The sequence below is a fragment of the Atlantibacter subterraneus genome (assembly GCF_007570865.1).
Classification (GTDB): Bacteria; Pseudomonadota; Gammaproteobacteria; order Enterobacterales; family Enterobacteriaceae; genus Atlantibacter; species Atlantibacter subterraneus.
The window spans coordinates 346,546-362,442 of record NZ_VLPS01000008.1; the positions used below are offsets into that span (position 1 = coordinate 346,546).

The 15,897-nt window shown below is 47.8% G+C and carries 19 protein-coding genes; 11 read left to right on the forward strand and 8 right to left on the reverse strand.

The genetic code is table 11. The features are described from left to right. The first annotated feature begins 10 nt into the window (after window positions 1-10). The 5 genes from arsA (FND52_RS16435) (at window position 11) to FND52_RS16455 (ending at window position 4,945) form a co-directional block, all read left to right on the forward strand. A complete protein-coding gene (gene arsA / locus FND52_RS16435; protein WP_144131931.1) occupies window positions 11-1,768 on the forward strand; it encodes an arsenite efflux transporter ATPase subunit ArsA in 1,758 nt (585 codons plus the stop codon). A 47-nt stretch (window positions 1,769-1,815) separates the two neighbouring features. Continuing rightward, window positions 1,816-3,105, forward strand: a complete 1,290-nt coding sequence (gene arsB / locus FND52_RS16440) for an arsenite efflux transporter membrane subunit ArsB (RefSeq protein ID WP_144131934.1) — start codon at window positions 1,816-1,818, stop codon at window positions 3,103-3,105. A 12-nt stretch (window positions 3,106-3,117) separates the two neighbouring features. Next, window positions 3,118-3,549 (forward strand): glutaredoxin-dependent arsenate reductase, encoded by a 432-nt coding sequence (arsC, locus tag FND52_RS16445; RefSeq protein WP_144131936.1) that lies wholly within the window; start codon window positions 3,118-3,120, stop codon window positions 3,547-3,549. A gap of 149 nt (window positions 3,550-3,698) precedes the next feature. Next, window positions 3,699-4,511 carry a sulfite exporter TauE/SafE family protein gene (locus FND52_RS16450; RefSeq protein WP_144131938.1) on the forward strand — a complete coding sequence of 271 codons (813 nt, stop codon included), beginning with the start codon at window positions 3,699-3,701 and terminating at the stop codon, window positions 4,509-4,511. 62 nt (window positions 4,512-4,573) lie between these two features. After that, complete coding sequence (locus tag FND52_RS16455; RefSeq protein ID WP_144131940.1) at window positions 4,574-4,945, forward strand: winged helix-turn-helix domain-containing protein; 372 nt, start codon at window positions 4,574-4,576, stop codon at window positions 4,943-4,945. A gap of 76 nt (window positions 4,946-5,021) precedes the next feature. Here the strand turns inward: FND52_RS16455 and arsA (FND52_RS16460) are convergent, their stop codons facing one another. The 8 genes from arsA (FND52_RS16460) to FND52_RS16495 form a co-directional block, all read right to left on the reverse strand. Then, window positions 5,022-6,779, reverse strand: coding sequence for an arsenical pump-driving ATPase (gene arsA / locus FND52_RS16460; RefSeq protein WP_144131942.1), 1,758 nt, complete (start codon window positions 6,777-6,779; stop codon window positions 5,022-5,024). 20 nt (window positions 6,780-6,799) lie between these two features. Further along, a complete protein-coding gene (locus FND52_RS16465) occupies window positions 6,800-7,162 on the reverse strand; it encodes an arsenic metallochaperone ArsD family protein (protein ID WP_144131944.1) in 363 nt (120 codons plus the stop codon). Between the two features lie 75 nt (window positions 7,163-7,237). Beyond that, complete coding sequence (locus FND52_RS16470; protein ID WP_144131946.1) at window positions 7,238-7,783, reverse strand: sigma-70 family RNA polymerase sigma factor; 546 nt, start codon at window positions 7,781-7,783, stop codon at window positions 7,238-7,240. Between the two features lie 8 nt (window positions 7,784-7,791). Next, the gene (arsH, locus tag FND52_RS16475; protein WP_144131948.1) at window positions 7,792-8,505 is read right to left on the reverse strand and encodes an arsenical resistance protein ArsH; all 714 of its coding nucleotides are present in this window, start codon (window positions 8,503-8,505) and stop codon (window positions 7,792-7,794) included. Between the two features lies 1 nt (window position 8,506). Continuing rightward, entirely contained in the window at window positions 8,507-8,830 is a 324-nt protein-coding gene (locus tag FND52_RS16480) for an ArsR/SmtB family transcription factor (RefSeq protein WP_144131950.1), read from the reverse strand. A 130-nt stretch (window positions 8,831-8,960) separates the two neighbouring features. After that, the gene (locus FND52_RS22160) at window positions 8,961-9,083 is read right to left on the reverse strand and encodes a putative zinc ribbon protein (RefSeq protein ID WP_437439330.1); all 123 of its coding nucleotides are present in this window, start codon (window positions 9,081-9,083) and stop codon (window positions 8,961-8,963) included. 380 nt (window positions 9,084-9,463) lie between these two features. Then, window positions 9,464-10,483: a YagK/YfjJ domain-containing protein gene (locus FND52_RS16490; RefSeq protein WP_144131954.1), complete on the reverse strand. Its 1,020-nt coding sequence runs from the start codon at window positions 10,481-10,483 to the stop codon at window positions 9,464-9,466. 351 nt (window positions 10,484-10,834) lie between these two features. Next, complete coding sequence (locus FND52_RS16495) at window positions 10,835-11,038, reverse strand: helix-turn-helix transcriptional regulator (protein WP_144131956.1); 204 nt, start codon at window positions 11,036-11,038, stop codon at window positions 10,835-10,837. A gap of 365 nt (window positions 11,039-11,403) precedes the next feature. On the opposite strand from FND52_RS16495, the gene FND52_RS16500 reads away from it, so the two are divergent. The 6 genes from FND52_RS16500 (at window position 11,404) to FND52_RS16525 (ending at window position 15,833) form a co-directional block, all read left to right on the forward strand. After that, complete coding sequence (locus FND52_RS16500) at window positions 11,404-12,594, forward strand: hypothetical protein (protein WP_144131958.1); 1,191 nt, start codon at window positions 11,404-11,406, stop codon at window positions 12,592-12,594. Between the two features lie 391 nt (window positions 12,595-12,985). Further along, the gene (locus FND52_RS16505; protein WP_144131960.1) at window positions 12,986-13,420 is read left to right on the forward strand and encodes a hypothetical protein; all 435 of its coding nucleotides are present in this window, start codon (window positions 12,986-12,988) and stop codon (window positions 13,418-13,420) included. Window positions 13,421-13,439: 19 nt separating this feature from the next. Then, a complete protein-coding gene (locus tag FND52_RS16510; RefSeq protein WP_096080163.1) occupies window positions 13,440-14,243 on the forward strand; it encodes a hypothetical protein in 804 nt (267 codons plus the stop codon). A 50-nt stretch (window positions 14,244-14,293) separates the two neighbouring features. Continuing rightward, window positions 14,294-14,473, forward strand: a complete 180-nt coding sequence (locus FND52_RS16515) for a hypothetical protein (protein ID WP_096080164.1) — start codon at window positions 14,294-14,296, stop codon at window positions 14,471-14,473. A gap of 35 nt (window positions 14,474-14,508) precedes the next feature. Further along, a complete protein-coding gene (locus FND52_RS16520; protein WP_096080165.1) occupies window positions 14,509-14,937 on the forward strand; it encodes a hypothetical protein in 429 nt (142 codons plus the stop codon). A 74-nt stretch (window positions 14,938-15,011) separates the two neighbouring features. Then, the gene (locus tag FND52_RS16525; RefSeq protein ID WP_096080166.1) at window positions 15,012-15,833 is read left to right on the forward strand and encodes a DUF932 domain-containing protein; all 822 of its coding nucleotides are present in this window, start codon (window positions 15,012-15,014) and stop codon (window positions 15,831-15,833) included. The last annotated feature ends 64 nt before the right edge of the window (window positions 15,834-15,897 follow it).

Here is a 15,897-nt window from a genome sequence, read left to right on the forward strand (position 1 = left end):
AGGAGGACATATGAAATTCTTACAGAATATCCCGCCTTACCTGTTTTTTACCGGTAAGGGAGGTGTAGGAAAAACTTCTATTTCCTGCGCGACGGCAATCCGCCTTGCTGAACAGGGTAAGCGGGTTTTGCTGGTCAGTACCGATCCTGCCTCGAATGTCGGACAGGTATTCGACCAGGCTATCGGTAACACCATTCGCCCTGTGACGGCAGTTCCTAGGCTTTCTGCTCTGGAGATTGACCCGCAGGAAGCCGCCCAGCAATACCGCTCCAGAATCGTTGATCCTATCAAAGGTCTTCTGCCTGATGACGTTGTTAACAGTATCAGCGAACAGCTTTCAGGAGCCTGTACGACTGAGATTGCGGCGTTCGATGAGTTTACTGGCTTACTGACCGACGCTTCTCTGCTGACCCGCTTTGAACACATCATTTTTGATACAGCGCCGACGGGCCACACGATTCGCCTTCTCCAGCTTCCCGGTGCCTGGAGTAGCTTCATTGAAAGCAATCCAGATGGTGCTTCCTGTCTTGGCCCAATGGCCGGGCTGGAAAAGCAGCGTGAGCAGTATGCTCATGCAGTAGAGGCGTTATCCGATCCTGATCGTACCCGACTGGTTCTGGTTGCACGACTGCAAAAATCTACGCTGCAGGAAGTCGCCCGCACCCATGAAGAACTGGCTGCGATTGGGCTGAAAAACCAGTACCTAGTGATTAATGGTGTGCTGCCTACAACTGAAGCTGAACATGACGCCCTGGCCGCTGCGATATGGCAACGGGAACAAGAAGCGCTGGCAAATCTTCCTTCCGGGTTATCTGAGTTGCCGACAGACAGCTTATACCTTCAGCCGCTGAACATGGTTGGTGTCTCCGCGCTGAAAGGCCTGCTAAACGAATATGCTGAATCAGCATCGCTTCCTGTACAGAGCGAGAGCATGCAGATCAAGCCAGAGAATGTGTCGCTGTCTGCCATGGTTGATGATATCGCCCGTAGTGAACACGGTTTGATTATGCTGATGGGTAAAGGTGGCGTAGGTAAAACCACGATGGCTACTGCCATCGCCGTCAGGCTGGCGGATATGGGATTTGATGTCCATCTCACCACCTCAGATCCCGCTGCACATCTCAGTGCAACGCTCAATGGAAGTCTCAAAAATCTGCAGGTCAGCCGAATCAACCCTCACGATGAAACTGAACGCTATCGGCAGCATGTTCTTGAGACGAAAGGCAGGGATCTGGATGAAGCAGGGAAACGGCTGCTCGAAGAGGATTTACGTTCTCCTTGCACGGAAGAGATTGCGGTGTTCCAGGCGTTCTCACGCGTAATCCGTGAAGCAGGCAAACGGTTTGTGGTCATGGATACGGCACCCACCGGGCATACGCTATTACTGCTTGATGCTACCGGGGCTTATCACCGTGAGATTGCCAGGAAGATGGGAGATAAAGGTCATTTTACCACTCCGATGATGCAGCTTCAGGACCCGGAACGCACCAAAGTCCTGCTGGTCACTCTGCCTGAAACCACACCGGTACTGGAAGCAGCAAACCTGCAGTCCGATCTTGAGCGTGCGGGGATTCATCCGTGGGGCTGGATTATCAATAACAGCCTTTCCATTGCGGATACGCGTTCTCCGTTGCTTTGCCAGCGCGCCCAGCAGGAACTGCCTCAGATTGAGGCTGTTAAGAATCAGCACGCTGACCGTATAGCGCTTGTTCCGGTATTGGCGTTAGAACCCGCCGGTATTGAAAAGCTCAGAGAGTTGATGAGTTAATTTTTTTGCATATACAGGGCGGCAAAGTCGCCCTGTCAGGAGGTTTTATGTTACTGGCAGGCGCTATTTTTGTCCTGACCATTGTTTTGGTTATCTGGCAGCCGAAGGGGTTAGGCATCGGCTGGAGCGCGACGCTGGGTGCGGTACTGGCTCTGATATCTGGCGTTGTGCATGTTGGCGATATTCCGGTGGTGTGGAATATCGTCTGGAACGCGACGGCGACCTTTATTGCCGTAATTATTATCAGCCTGCTGCTTGATGAGTCCGGTTTTTTCGAATGGGCAGCGCTGCATGTTTCCCGCTGGGGTAACGGTCGTGGACGTTTGCTCTTTACGTATATCGTTCTGCTCGGCGCAGCGGTGGCGGCACTGTTTGCCAACGATGGTGCGGCACTTATTCTGACGCCGATAGTTATCGCCATGCTGCTGGCATTAGGGTTCAGCAAAGGCACGACACTGGCATTTGTCATGGCTGCCGGGTTTATTGCCGATACGGCTAGCCTGCCGCTTATCGTGTCGAACCTGGTGAATATCGTCTCGGCGGACTTCTTTGGTCTGGGATTCACCGAATATGCGTCGGTAATGGTGCCGGTGGATATTGCAGCCATTGTTGCCACGCTGGTTATGCTGCATCTTTTCTTCCGCAAGGATATTCCGCCGACTTACGACCTGGCTCTCCTGAAAGCACCGGCAAAAGCGATTAAAGATCTGGCAACCTTCAGAACCGGTTGGATCGTGTTGATCCTTCTTCTGGTTGGCTTTTTCGTCCTTGAGCCGTTGGGTATCCCGGTCAGCGCGATTGCTGCTGTAGGGGCTTCCATTCTGTTTGCGGTGGCGAAACGAGGCCATGCCATTAACACTGGCAAAGTGCTTCGCGGTGCGCCATGGCAGATCGTCATCTTCTCTCTGGGGATGTATCTGGTGGTCTATGGCCTGCGTAACGCCGGTCTAACAGAATATCTCTCTGGCGTACTGAACGTGCTGGCAGATAAAGGACTTTGGGCTGCGACGTTTGGTACCGGCTTCCTGACGGCTTTCCTGTCTTCCATCATGAACAACATGCCTACCGTGCTGGTTGGCGCTCTCTCTATTGATGGCAGCACCGCAACAGGCGTTATCAAAGAGGCGATGATCTATGCCAACGTGATTGGCTGCGATCTGGGGCCGAAAATCACACCGATTGGTAGCCTGGCAACGCTGCTCTGGCTGCATGTCCTTTCACAGAAGAATATGACCATCACCTGGGGATACTATTTCCGCACCGGGATCGTCATGACTCTGCCTGTGCTGTTTGTAACGCTGGCAGCGCTGGCGCTACGTCTCTCTTTCACTTTGTAATGAGATACTGATATGAGCAACATCACCATTTATCACAACCCAGCCTGCGGCACGTCGCGTAATACGCTGGAGATGATCCGCAATAGTGGTACTGAACCGACCGTTATTCTTTACCTTGAGACTCCACCTTCACGCGATGAGCTGGTCAAACTCATTGCAGATATGGGCATTTCCGTCCGTGCTTTGCTGCGTAAGAACGTCGAGCCGTATGAGGAACTGGGTCTTGCAGAAGATAAATTTACTGACGACCAGCTCATCGACTTTATGCTGCAGCATCCGATTCTGATCAACCGTCCGATTGTTGTGACTCCACTCGGAACTAAACTTTGCCGTCCTTCGGAGGTTGTTCTGGATATCCTTCCAGATGCCCAGAAAGCGGCTTTCACCAAGGAAGACGGTGAGAAGGTTGTTGACGCCAGCGGAAAACGAATCGACAACAAGTAATTCAACCTATGAAAGGGCTAATTCCATAGCCCTTTCAAATCATCTTTTTTATTATCCATCCAGATAGTCAAATCTACGCTTCCAGAATCCTTACTCTCTGTGTTACCTTTCCCGTTATGTCAAAAAAGACATAACGGGAAAGGTAACACATGTCATCAGAATTAAAACGGAATGGGAAAGGTTTTTTATCAGGCACGTTAATAGGTGCTTTAGGTGGCTTGATTGGTCTTGGTGGTGCTGAATTCCGCCTTCCGGTCCTGATTGGCAGTTTCAAAATGCCCACGCTGGAAGCGGTTATATTTAACAAAGCAATGAGCCTTACTGTCGTTGCCGTTGCTTTGATATTCCGCACAAAGTCGATTGCAGTCGACCAGCTGTTGGCACATCTTGATATTGTTATCAATTTGCTTGCTGGTAGCCTTATCGGAGCATGGTGGGCTGCTGGAAGAGCTATAAAAATGTCACGTATCTGGCTGGACAGAATCATTCTGATCCTGCTTGTTATCTTGTCATTCGTAATGCTTTCAGAAGCATGGATGCCTCTGCATGACAGCTCAACTGGATTATTCCAGCCAGGAATCGCCACCATCATTGCTGGTGTCATTGCTGGTTTCTTCATCGGGAATGTTGCGGCTCTGCTGGGTGTTGCAGGAGGAGAACTCCTTATACCAACCATCGTTATCCTTTTTGGGGCTGACATTAAACTGGCAGGCAGTTTGTCATTAATGATTAGTTTACCGACGATGATTGTGGGTTTTTCTCGCTACACCAATGCTGATGCTTTCCAGATCCTGAGAAAAGAGAAAAAACTTTTTGTGTGGATGGTCATCGGTTCCGTTATAGGGGCTGCTGTTGGGGGCCTTATGCTCGGTATGTTCCCGGTAAGAGTACTTATGACGCTGTTGGGCGTGGTACTGCTTATTTCCGCAATCAAAACCTTTAAGCATACCCGGCAAAGATGATGGTGGCTTACGCTTTGGACCATTCCGCATCACAGAGAAAATGATTTTGAAAAGGTATCAGGATGAAAAGTAAGCCCCTTAAATCAAACTTAATATTAGTCAGACCACGGATCTATATTAATGACAACATTTCTCTGGGGCCGGGGAAGGTTGACCTTTTAAGAGCAATTGATGGTTTTCACTCTCTCTCGGCGGCAGCTAAAGATTTGGGGATACCCTACAAAAGAGCATGGCTCTTAATTGATACCTTGAATAAGGGGATCGGCCAGCCTGTTGTGACTACATCTACAGGTGGCAATAAAGGCGGTGGTACAGTGCTGACTCCATTGGGACGTAACCTGCTGACCTGGTATGATCAGGCCGAGGCTCATCTAAATGAGCAATCTCAGCAACAGTTAATCGAGCTCGAAAAAATTCTATTTGGGAAGTTGTAGGTCCCAGAGTTTAATGACCCGGTAAACATAACGACAACAAAGCATTAAGGGGGCAAGCGCCCCCTTATCAGTTTCGCTATTTAGCCATTTCAGCCAGAAGGTTAATACCTACTGGTTCTTCACTCTGCAGAGCTGTCAGTGCAATACGCTTTGCATACTGCTCTTCCACATCAGAGATGAGAGGCAGCTCGCGGTTCGCCCTGGTCTTCAGGAAAGGTGAAGACGGTTCAGCTGCCGCCAGGCTGTTATTAACAACCCATGCCCACGGCTCGATGCCAGCGCGACGTAAATCATGCTGCAAGTTTGCCGCTTCCAGTACCGGTGTCGTTTCGGCAAGCGTCACGATAATCACCTTTGTCTTCTCCGGGTCCTGCAATTGCATCATTGGCGTCATCACATGGTCATGTGTTTGCCCCATCTGGCGCACCATTTCCCGGTGATAGGCTCCGGTCGCATCCAGTAGCAGAAGTGTGTGGCCCGTTGGCGCAGTGTCCATAATGACAAAATGGTCGTCGGCCTCTTTGATGATCCGCGAGAATGCCTGGAAGACGGCGATCTCTTCAGTACATGGCGAGCGGAGATCTTCCTCCAGCACCGCCAGCCCTTCCGCATCCAACCCTTTCCCCTGGTTTTCCAGAACAAAGCGACGATAGCGTTCTGTTTCTACCTTCGGGTCGATACGGCTAACCTGAAGATTTGGCAGCGAGCCATCCAACGTGTAAGACAGATGTGCCGCCGGATCGGATGTAGTCAGGTGAACTTTGTGACCGAGCTTAGCCAGGGATACCGCCACCGATGCCGCAACGGTCGTTTTACCCACCCCGCCTTTACCCATCGTCATGACCAGCCCTTTTCCTGTTTGACTGAGTTCCTCTACCAGTGAGGCAAGTTTCGGTAAATCCAAACTATTCAGCGTGGTAGCAGGGAGCGGCAGCGAGGCTTTGTTCTCCGTAAATAACTGACGCAGGGCTTCCAGACCGACCAGATTAAATGGCTTCAGATACAGCTGCGAGCGGGGAAGGTTCGCCAGATTATCAGGCATGGCCTGTAATGCTTTTTCTTCCCGAGCCAGAATACTTTGCGCCAGCGGATCATTTTCACCCACAAATGGCGGCAACACACCATTAATGGCAAGGTGTTGATGCTGCAAACCGATAGCAGACAGTTCATCGTGCGTATGAGAAACCTCTTTCAGCGTTGAGGCCTGGGCACGGGCAACCAGCACTAAGCGCGTAAGAGCTGCATCAGACAGCGCTTTAACCGCATCGGAGTACTGGTGCTGTTGTTTCTCCAGCCCCACCAGCGGCCCGAGGTTAGCGGCGGCATCAGGGTTCGCTTCGAGATAACCGCTCCAGGCCCCCGGCAACTCAAGCATGCGGATGGTGTGACCGGTTGGCGCAGTATCAAATACGATATGGTCATACTTTTCCCGCAACTCATGGTTGGTAAGAAGACCAGTAAACTCATCAAATGCCGCGATTTCCGTAGTGCATGAACCGGAGAGCTGTTCTTCAATGCTGCTGACCACATCGGCTGGCATCAGCCCGCGAACCGGGTCGAGTACTCGGTCACGATAAGCCTGTGCTGCAGCCATCGGATCAACTTCCATCGCGGCAAGATTTTCTACGGTACTGATATCTGTGATTCGGTGGCCGATAGTCTGGCTAAAAACTTGGCCGACATTGGAAGCCGGATCGGTACTCACCAGAAGCGTTCTCTTACCCTGATCGGCCAGCCATACCGCAGTAGCACAGGCCAGGGATGTTTTACCCACGCCACCTTTGCCAGTGAAGAAGATGAACGGGGGAATGTCTTTTAAAAATGGCATATTCATCAGTGATTGCTCCTCTGGAATTAAGGCATACGTGGAATGCTGCAGCAGCGTGGTTGCGTGCTGTCTTCACTCCAGTCCTGACTAAGCGGAATACCTGCCCAACGGGCGATATCTTCACGAGTCGGGAGTTTGCCTGCCATCACAAGTTTGCCGTCGAGCAAGGTGACAGGGAGAGACTCCATCCCTGATGTGTTCAGAAACTCTTTAATGACCGGCGAATTCAGGAACTGCTGCGGGTTCTTCGCAAGGCTGTAGCGCTGTATATCAACGCCATTCTTTTTCGCCCATTCGGCGCTGGCGTTCCATTTGACGGCTTTGTCACTGACTACAACGCTGCTGGTTGCACAGCAGCCTGCTGCTTCAAAGATCTCAATTTTTGACATGGACTGTTTACCTCAGTGTTTAGTCATTTGGCTTTACACTGAGGTAAACGAAGGTGGTGGGGAAAAGATGCGCGATTAATTCATTTTTTTGTGGCAGCAGACGGGTGACGTGTCATCCGCCTCAATCTGACAAAGTTCTGTCATCGTTTCTTTCAGGTGCTTTCTGGCCCGTAGCAAACGGGATTTAAACGCCGTAAGCGTGATCCCCAGTTCATCGGCCAGGGACTGCTGGGGACGCCGGTGAAGGTCGGATTCTTCAATCAACCACCGCTCATCTTCAGGTAATGCCTGCAATGTTTCAGGCAGGCAAATATCCAGCGTCGAGATTGCATCAGGGGATGCGTCTGTTAATGGGGCATCTTCTTCCAGCTCAACGAATTCCCTGGTGGTGCGGTACTCATCAATTAGTAGATTCCTCGCAGCCCGATACAGCCAGGCTCGTGGATTCTCCATCTCGCAGAAACTGTCTGAATGAGCGCGGGCACGCAGGAATAGCTCTTGCAGAAGGTCTGCTGCTTTTTCGCTATCACCTGTCTTCGATGTCAGAAAGCGAGAGAGTTCGGCTTCATGTTGTCGCCAGAACACGCTCATGCAGTTGTTGAATGCCGTTACATCACTCATACCAGCCCTCAAATTTTGCTCTGATTAACCCGCCGGGAAAGTTCTTCTGCAGACTCTTTTCGTTCGCTGTAGCGATCAACGAGATAGGCTGAGTTACCTCGGGTCAGCAGAGTAAATTTCACCAGTTCTTCCATTACATCCACGATGCGGTCGTAATAAGACGACGGTTTCATACGTCCATCTTCATCAAACTCCTGCCAGGCTTTTGCCACAGAGGACTGATTCGGGATGGTGATCATCCGCATCCATCGGCCAAGAATGCGCATCTGGTTTACGGCATTGAAAGACTGAGAGCCACCGCAGACCTGCATAACGGCCAATGTCTTACCCTGTGAAGGGCGAACTGCACCCTCTGATAACGGTATCCAATCAATCTGGGCCTTCATGATGCCGCTCATCGCACCATGGCGTTCAGGGGAACACCACACCATCCCTTCGGACCAACGAACCAGCTCGCGCAATTCCATGACTTTAGGATGCGAGTCAGGCGCATCATCAGGAAGAGGCAAGCCAGAAGGATTGAAGATCCGCACTTCTGCGCCCATCGCGGTCAGTAACCTTGCCGCTTCTTCCGTTGCCAGTCGGCTGTAGGAACGTTCGCGCACAGAGCCGTACAACATGAGGATACGTGGTGGATGGGGAACGGCAGGAATACCGAATCTTGCCTCTGTGATTGAGGTGTCGAACAAACCCGAATCAACATTCTTAAGATCACCTGTCATTTTACTTCTCCGTCTTCTGGGGCATGGTGAGGCAATCGTCAGTTCCTGAGCAGCATTCTTCTGTCAGGAAGGCAATCAGAGCCTCAAGGTTCTCATATCGAGCATGGCAATAGAGCGTTCTACCCTGGCGCTCCTGGCGTACCAGAGATACTGATATCAGCGATGAGAGATGATGGCTCAACGTAGACGCAGGGATTTCGAGCCGCTTCTGCAGTTCGCCAACCGGTAACCCCTCATGCCCGGCTTTAACCAGCTCTCTGTAAACGCTAAGGCGCGTGGGATGACCCAGCTCTTTCAGGGTATCTGCTGCTTTTGAAAGCTCCATTTGTATCTCATTTCTATATTTCCGGAATTGTAGAAATATATCTAATTTCCTTTCCTGGTAAAAGAGGGACAATGGTCGATGTCGGCACGCTCAGATTTAATCTACGAACTCTACCGGCCGAAACTGTCTCTTAAACGTCTAACACATAAATCAAGTCGCTACATTTCGGACAAACCTTGTCCCCATGCCAGTGAGTATCGCACCAGCAGCATCGCCATTGCCGTATCGTCGTGTTAGTAGGTCGAAGGCGCATTTCTGAAGGCGGGATAGTTTTTGGCGAGGTTTGTTCTGGTACTGTTTGGAGCTTGTTAAATCGACATGTTTTAAGCCGAGCAATATTGTTGATATGCCTTGGTATGTGCACAAACGTTCTTGTAGATGTCAGAGGATCAAACTGAACACCGATCTGCAGTTTGCAGTAAATACAAAGCAATGAATCAAAATCAACCTGTTAAACAGATTCTGGTGTAACCCATTCACCATCTACGGTGACGGCGTTAGTGGCTAAGACGAAGTAATTCATCATGAACTCCGTAACAAATGAAAAATGCCAGCATGGTTAGCTGGCTTTGTAGATAGAGGGGGGAAGGAAGCATTACCGACTGTTACAACAGCTTAGGTTTACCGGCCTATTTATGCTCTCTTCCTTTTTTTCAATGAACGTACTTCTCCACGACCAAAGGTTCTGGCATTACCCGGAAGAACCAGACGTGCGCAGGCATCGATTTTGGTGATGTAACTTAGCGCCTTAAGTAACCCCTTGTCCTTACTACTGTCACCGCGTTTCAGTTTGCCGAGGCAGCAGTCCTCATAACGCTCTTTGTAAGCGTTGCAGTTGTAGAACATGCCTTTACCTTTAGTAATAGTTTCATTCCAGTATCTCCCGAAAGCATGAGCAATCACGCCATCCTGTTGTGCCTTATTACCATTTAAGATAAATAGCATGTGGTAATGAAATTTACGTTGTGGGCCATATTCCAGTTTCCATACCGTCCCGAGGACATGGCGAAACATTGGATTCTTTTGCATATTGCGAAACAGCTGCTGACGGTGCTTACGGGCATCATCAGCAGTGATATCAGCTTTGTGCTCATTTGCCCATGATAAATCAACCCGCAAGACCAGCAGCCGCGAATGACGCTCCTGCAGATGTCTGATGTAATTCATCACTCCCTTCAGATTTTTAACCGAAGCCCTCTGGTACTTTCTGCATGCTTTTTTAAATCCTGCCTGGCTCACAGTAAACCGGTAATCCTGTATCAGCTTATTCAGCATTTCTGCTGTGGTAACAGTGTCTGCCCCTGCTATTTTCCCGTTATGGACACGCGAATATAAATCGGCGCTAGTAAATAAACGCTGGAAGGTAGCTATACGTGGATTAGCTATTCGTGCTTTCATTGCATCTTGTGGCAACATATTGAGATAACGGATGGCATCAAGAATGGTGGCTGACTCAGCACTCTCTTTGTATCCTGAACGGTTATACAGAATAGTGAAAGGTAACTTACGTCCTCTGCTGATAGTTTTAAGACAACTGTCCAGTTGTTCTAATCTGAATCTGAATGCATTGTCATCAGATATGATTAGGTATGGAGTGTTATTTTCAATGTGATATTCAGCATGAGATAAAAGGAATGATTCAGGTAAGTCCATGATGTGTTTCTCTGAAGCCAGTCAGGAATGACTGACTGGCAATGTATTTGTGTGGTTATTGGATGAGTGTCTTTGTCTGATATTCAGTATGAATAGTGACATCAGAGGTAGAGTATGTGTGATAACAAAGTGTAAGTGTATGACGCTATAATGAGTGTGATAAAACGTGTTTATATGAAGTGATATTGACTTGTGATTGAGTGCATTAAAGAATAATTGATAATGCATTGAATACAATAATAAATAAACCGACTTTATAAATCACATTAAACTCACACGGCATAAGGCGTGAGAGTATATAAACATGGTGTAAAGTTAGTAACCCTCACCATCACCATCTTAAGCAGTCTTTTATGTTCTCGGCTCATTAACACGAGCTTCCAGCCACTCTTTTACTTCACGCTCTATCCAGCGGGAACTACGGCCAAATTTTACAGGTTTTGGAAACTTTCCTTGCTGTGCCATTTTATAAAACCACTTATCAGACAGACTGGTCAGCTCGGTAATGAAAACCATATCAACGAATCGGTCTTTATAAATATCAATCTCTTTCATGACTTCTCCAAAAGAATTTATCATGAGGACGCCGGGCGGCATCCTTTCAAATGGATAGGTCATGTATGTATGGTTTTACATTTCTAAGGAGAGTCCCCATAGTGGTTGAAGAGTCATTACTGAAGGCATGCAGGGACAGGTTATGGCCTTTCACTATGGCGATAAGGAAACTCTCCTTACATACCTGTCTAAAAAAAGCTACTTTCTGTGTAATTTGTCAGTAATGCTGGACTTTCTATCAAAAAAAACACTACAAAAAAACTATGAAAAACCCACTTGTTGACTACGTAATACACTACATCTATTATCAGTATAAAAATAATGGATATGCTGTGAATTGAGTCCGCCATTCGATGAGGTAAAAGATGAGTTTAAGCAAAGGTAAGAATGAGGATTACCGGCTAAAAATAAAAACAAAAAGAGAACTATCCGTTTTTTATTGGTTTGTAATGGAAAATAAACCTATGGTCGATCGTTACCGTTCCTCACCTCTAAAAAACATGAAAAGAATAAATTCAATTTACCGTATGAATATACGGGATGCCCCTTTACTATTATCTGAAATTGTCAGCGATTATTATTCAGGTGTCCTTGATGCCATACTTTATTATGAAAGAAAAATAGAGTTGTTTCTTGACTCACTTCTTCCGGAGTCAGAGTTTGAATGGTTCAGGAAAAATGAACATGCCTGCTATTTTGTGTGGTTAAGCATTAAAAAATATTGTCCTCTACTATCTTCTGAAATGATCAATATCCAAAAGGAGGTTGCGCCACAAAAATTTAGTCATGTCCATTCCCTGACTGATCTATCCGTTTTTGATAATTTCAACCCAAATACTCAGTATGCGATTGCGTTAGAATCTTTTCTTTCAGAAATAAAATCGCTGCATACACATCCCACATCCCATAAAGAACGTTATAACTCCATTCTGTATTTTATGGATTTAGTCCCAGCATACTTCATTGATAAATTATCATTTATAAAAAACATAAGATCCCAATGGGATAGTAAATTTAAAGCAAAACGTAAGTTAAGCATTCCCATGGACAATACAGAGTTATGCCAGTGGGCCTGGGAATATATGAAAAACAAACCGTCCAGGAGAATGCGTATTTACGACCAAAGCACAGACACCCCGGAGAAGAGTGTTGCATTATCTGGTGAATATAATATCCACTCAGTATGCACTGCTGACAACAAAGATGATATCTGCAATCAGAATATGTCAGAAAGTACTTCACAGGAAGATTACGATAAATCAGCCGGCAATGACGCCGCTAGTGATAAGAATTCAGGGCATGAAAGTGGCACAAAAAAGGTTAGTTACAGAACCATAGACCTTTCCCCGGAAGATGGCGGTCTACTTTCCAGTTTTAACAAAATTGGCTGGCATGATGCATTTGAGATCATTCAGCCATCGACACCAAAAGAAACATATTTAGCTATCCATGCAGTCTGGATTTTCTATGTTGGAGGAACTTACATCGAACCAGAACTGTATCAGCAGTTTAAGCGTGCCAGGGATACATACCTTACCCGTAAAAGAAAAAAATAAAAAGAATCAGTAACAAACTACAGCTAATAAATTAGCTAGTGGGGAATTGGCGATCTTATTACTCAGGATAAATTACCCCATAAAAGTGCCTTGAAAGTACTCCACATATTTTCACACCTATATTACCCCCATGAAGCCGCGCCGGTATGTATTACTGGTGTGGCTTCTGTACATTGATCTGTTGTACCGATCGATACTTAAATCATGATAGCCAATGACTATTGATAATGGCGTATCGATCGTTTTAATGATAGATTCAAACGATCAATTTTCTGAAACTGATCTGTATTAACGATTATCTGCTAGCTCATTTTATCAATACGATCAGCCTGCTCCCCTTAACACGGAAGCGGGCTTTTTTGTATCTAAATCATCAGGAAAGGAAACCAAAATGCTCAGAAACTATTATGCAACTCTGGCTGGATTACTGCTGCTTAGCCACAGTGCCAGCGCCGTACAGGCTGACCAGCAATGGGGTGACTGGTACGGGAACATCAGTGCCATGGAGTTTGAACTCAATACTCAAAATGCTTCAGGCGAAGTGCTCACACTGACCTGCACAAGCGGAAAGCTGGCTGCTGCTTACAGCGTACCTGCGGAGGATTACCGCGTCTCGTCACAAACAGGGCTTTCTGATCCTGGAGTCAGTATCAATGGTACAAACCATCCTCTGAATGAAACGACCTTTACTGCGCTAAAAGCGACAAGTGAAAAAGACGTAATAAAAATGACCTCAATGAATGCCGCTATCTCTAAAAAATTCAGCGCCAAAGGGCTGAGTGAAGCACTGGCTGATACCACATGGCAGGACTGTATTAATCACTAATAAACTGAAAGGAAACCTTATGCGTAAACTCGTTGTTTTATCTCTCAGCTCTGCAGCACTGTTTATTCCATTGGTCTCGTCTGCAATGACAATTCACGGCGACATACATCCCGGACGCTATACCTTCTTTCTGACTCAGGAAGGCAGTAATCAACTGAAACAGGCAAATGACCGGATAGCGAAGAACCCGCAGGCTTATACGCTTGATGTGAATCACACCGGCATTCAACCCTTTGACGCTGTTCGCTGGGACGGGAAGCCTGTAAAAGCTGTCACCTGCGTCCTGGTAGACGGCGTGATGATGGGACAAAAAGCCACGTGGTCACAATGTAAAGACGAGAGTGGTGCTGAGTATTTCGGCAATAAAGGCTGGCTGGTACGTGATTATGTGGCAAAAGCCTGTGAAGTCGGAAAATCAGATTGTCCTGTTTATCTTGTGCTTCAGACAGATCCGCCAACCATGCGCAGCGATATGGCGAATTTCGTACCTGCTCCTAAAAACTTTAATGCTTCGACAAGCCTGACGGATGAAATTAAATCTGAAGGTTGCCAGATGGCGGATAACTCATTTGAACATGCCAAAAGTAGTCTGCGTTGTCGTGCCATTAATACCGTGCGTTTCATCCGCAAACAAAATACCGAAGCGGCATATGAAGCTGACTTAACCACCACAACGGGTGAAGCTCTCACTATGACAGTAGGGTACACCTACGGTAATGCCTCCAGTAAAGAGCCGGGCTGGCGCACAATTTCGGTCGACCAGGGAGACATCATTACTGATATCCGTAAGCAAGGCCAGTGGATTCCCAATGGTTATAAATAACATTATCAGTGAGATAAATTTTTAACCGGCATTCAGCTAACGGAGGTTCAGTGGGAAAAACATTACATCAGGAAACGCTACCAACCGTGGACTGTACCTGGCAACTTGTTTTGAGTGTTGCCGGTGTGACATTGATGCGCAGCAATTCTGTTGCGGTTAAAGCACTGGGTGCCAGCCTCACCACAATGAGTCTGATACGCATCATCAAAAAACTCGCCACACTTGCCTGATCTCCCTTGCTGCAAGCTCAGAGGAAAAAAGCAATATGTCTGAAAATACCCAAGGAAAACTCAAGGGACTGAAAGAGAAATTAAATCTGCGGGGAAATATCTCCCCCACTGATAACAAGGATGAGCAGGTAGAAGAAAATGTCAGTGAGCAAATTACAGAAGGGCCAGAATCCCGTACTACCCGATATAAGCGATTGCTCGACAATATCGTTATCAGCGGTTTGCTGACCATTGCCGAGGATAAACTCAGTGACGATGTGTTTATCGAGTCGATGTTCAGTAAGGCTTATGAGCTTCTGCCTGTGCCGGTCAGACTGGTTGTTAGAAGGGAATGGTGTCTGGATTATCTCCAGTCACGGAAAGCCCCGTTACTGGCGCAGCTCCAGCTCTACCGGGCCGAAAGGCACGGCTCAGCAGAAATGGTGCCGCCTGCCCTGGAGCCCACGTTACCACCAGCGACCTAATCAGACTAATCAATAACAGACAGGGCCATCCTTCAGGGTGGCCTTTTTTATGTCCATTTTCTACAGGAGTTTTTATGACCCGTTTAGCCAGCCGCTTCGGCTCAGTCAATCTTGTTCGCCGCGACCGCCCGCTAACCCGTGACGAACTGGCGCACTATGTGCCGAGTGTCTTCAGCGAAGACAAACATGAATCCCGAAGTGACAGGTACACCTATATCCCAACTATTTCCCTGCTCGATAACCTACAACGTGAAGGCTTCCAGCCATTCTTTGCCTGCCAGACCCGAGTTCGAGACCAGAGCAAACGAGAGCATACGAAGCACATGCTGCGCCTGCGTCGTGAAGGTCAGATTACTGGCAAACAGGTTCCAGAAATTATTCTACTAAACAGCCACGACGGCTCTAGCTCATATCAGATGTTACCGGGGTTATTCAGATCGGTTTGCCAGAATGGGCTGATTTGCGGTGAGAGTTTTGGTGAAGTTCGTGTGCCACATAAAGGCAACGTAGTAGAGAAAGTAATCGAAGGAGCATACGAAGTACTGGGGATATTTGACCGCGTAGAAGAGAAGCGCGATGCCATGCAGTCGCTTTTGTTGCCGCCTCCCGCTCAGCAGGCAATGGCTAAAGCGGCATTAACCTATCGCTTTGGTGAAGAGCATCAGCCGGTGACAGAATCGCAGATACTTTCCCCACGCCGCTGGCAGGACGAAAGCAATGATCTCTGGACCACTTACCAGCGTATTCAGGAAAACCTGATTAAAGGCGGTCTGTCGGGGCGAACGACCAAAGGTCAACGCTCCCATACACGTGCCGTTAAAGGCATCGACGGGGATGTGAAGCTGAACCGCGCACTTTGGGTGATGGCCGAGAATATGCTGCAGCTTGCTTCATGAACCTTTTTACCATCCATCTCTTCATGCCCTGCCACTAAGCAAGCGGGGCATTTTGTTTTAAGGA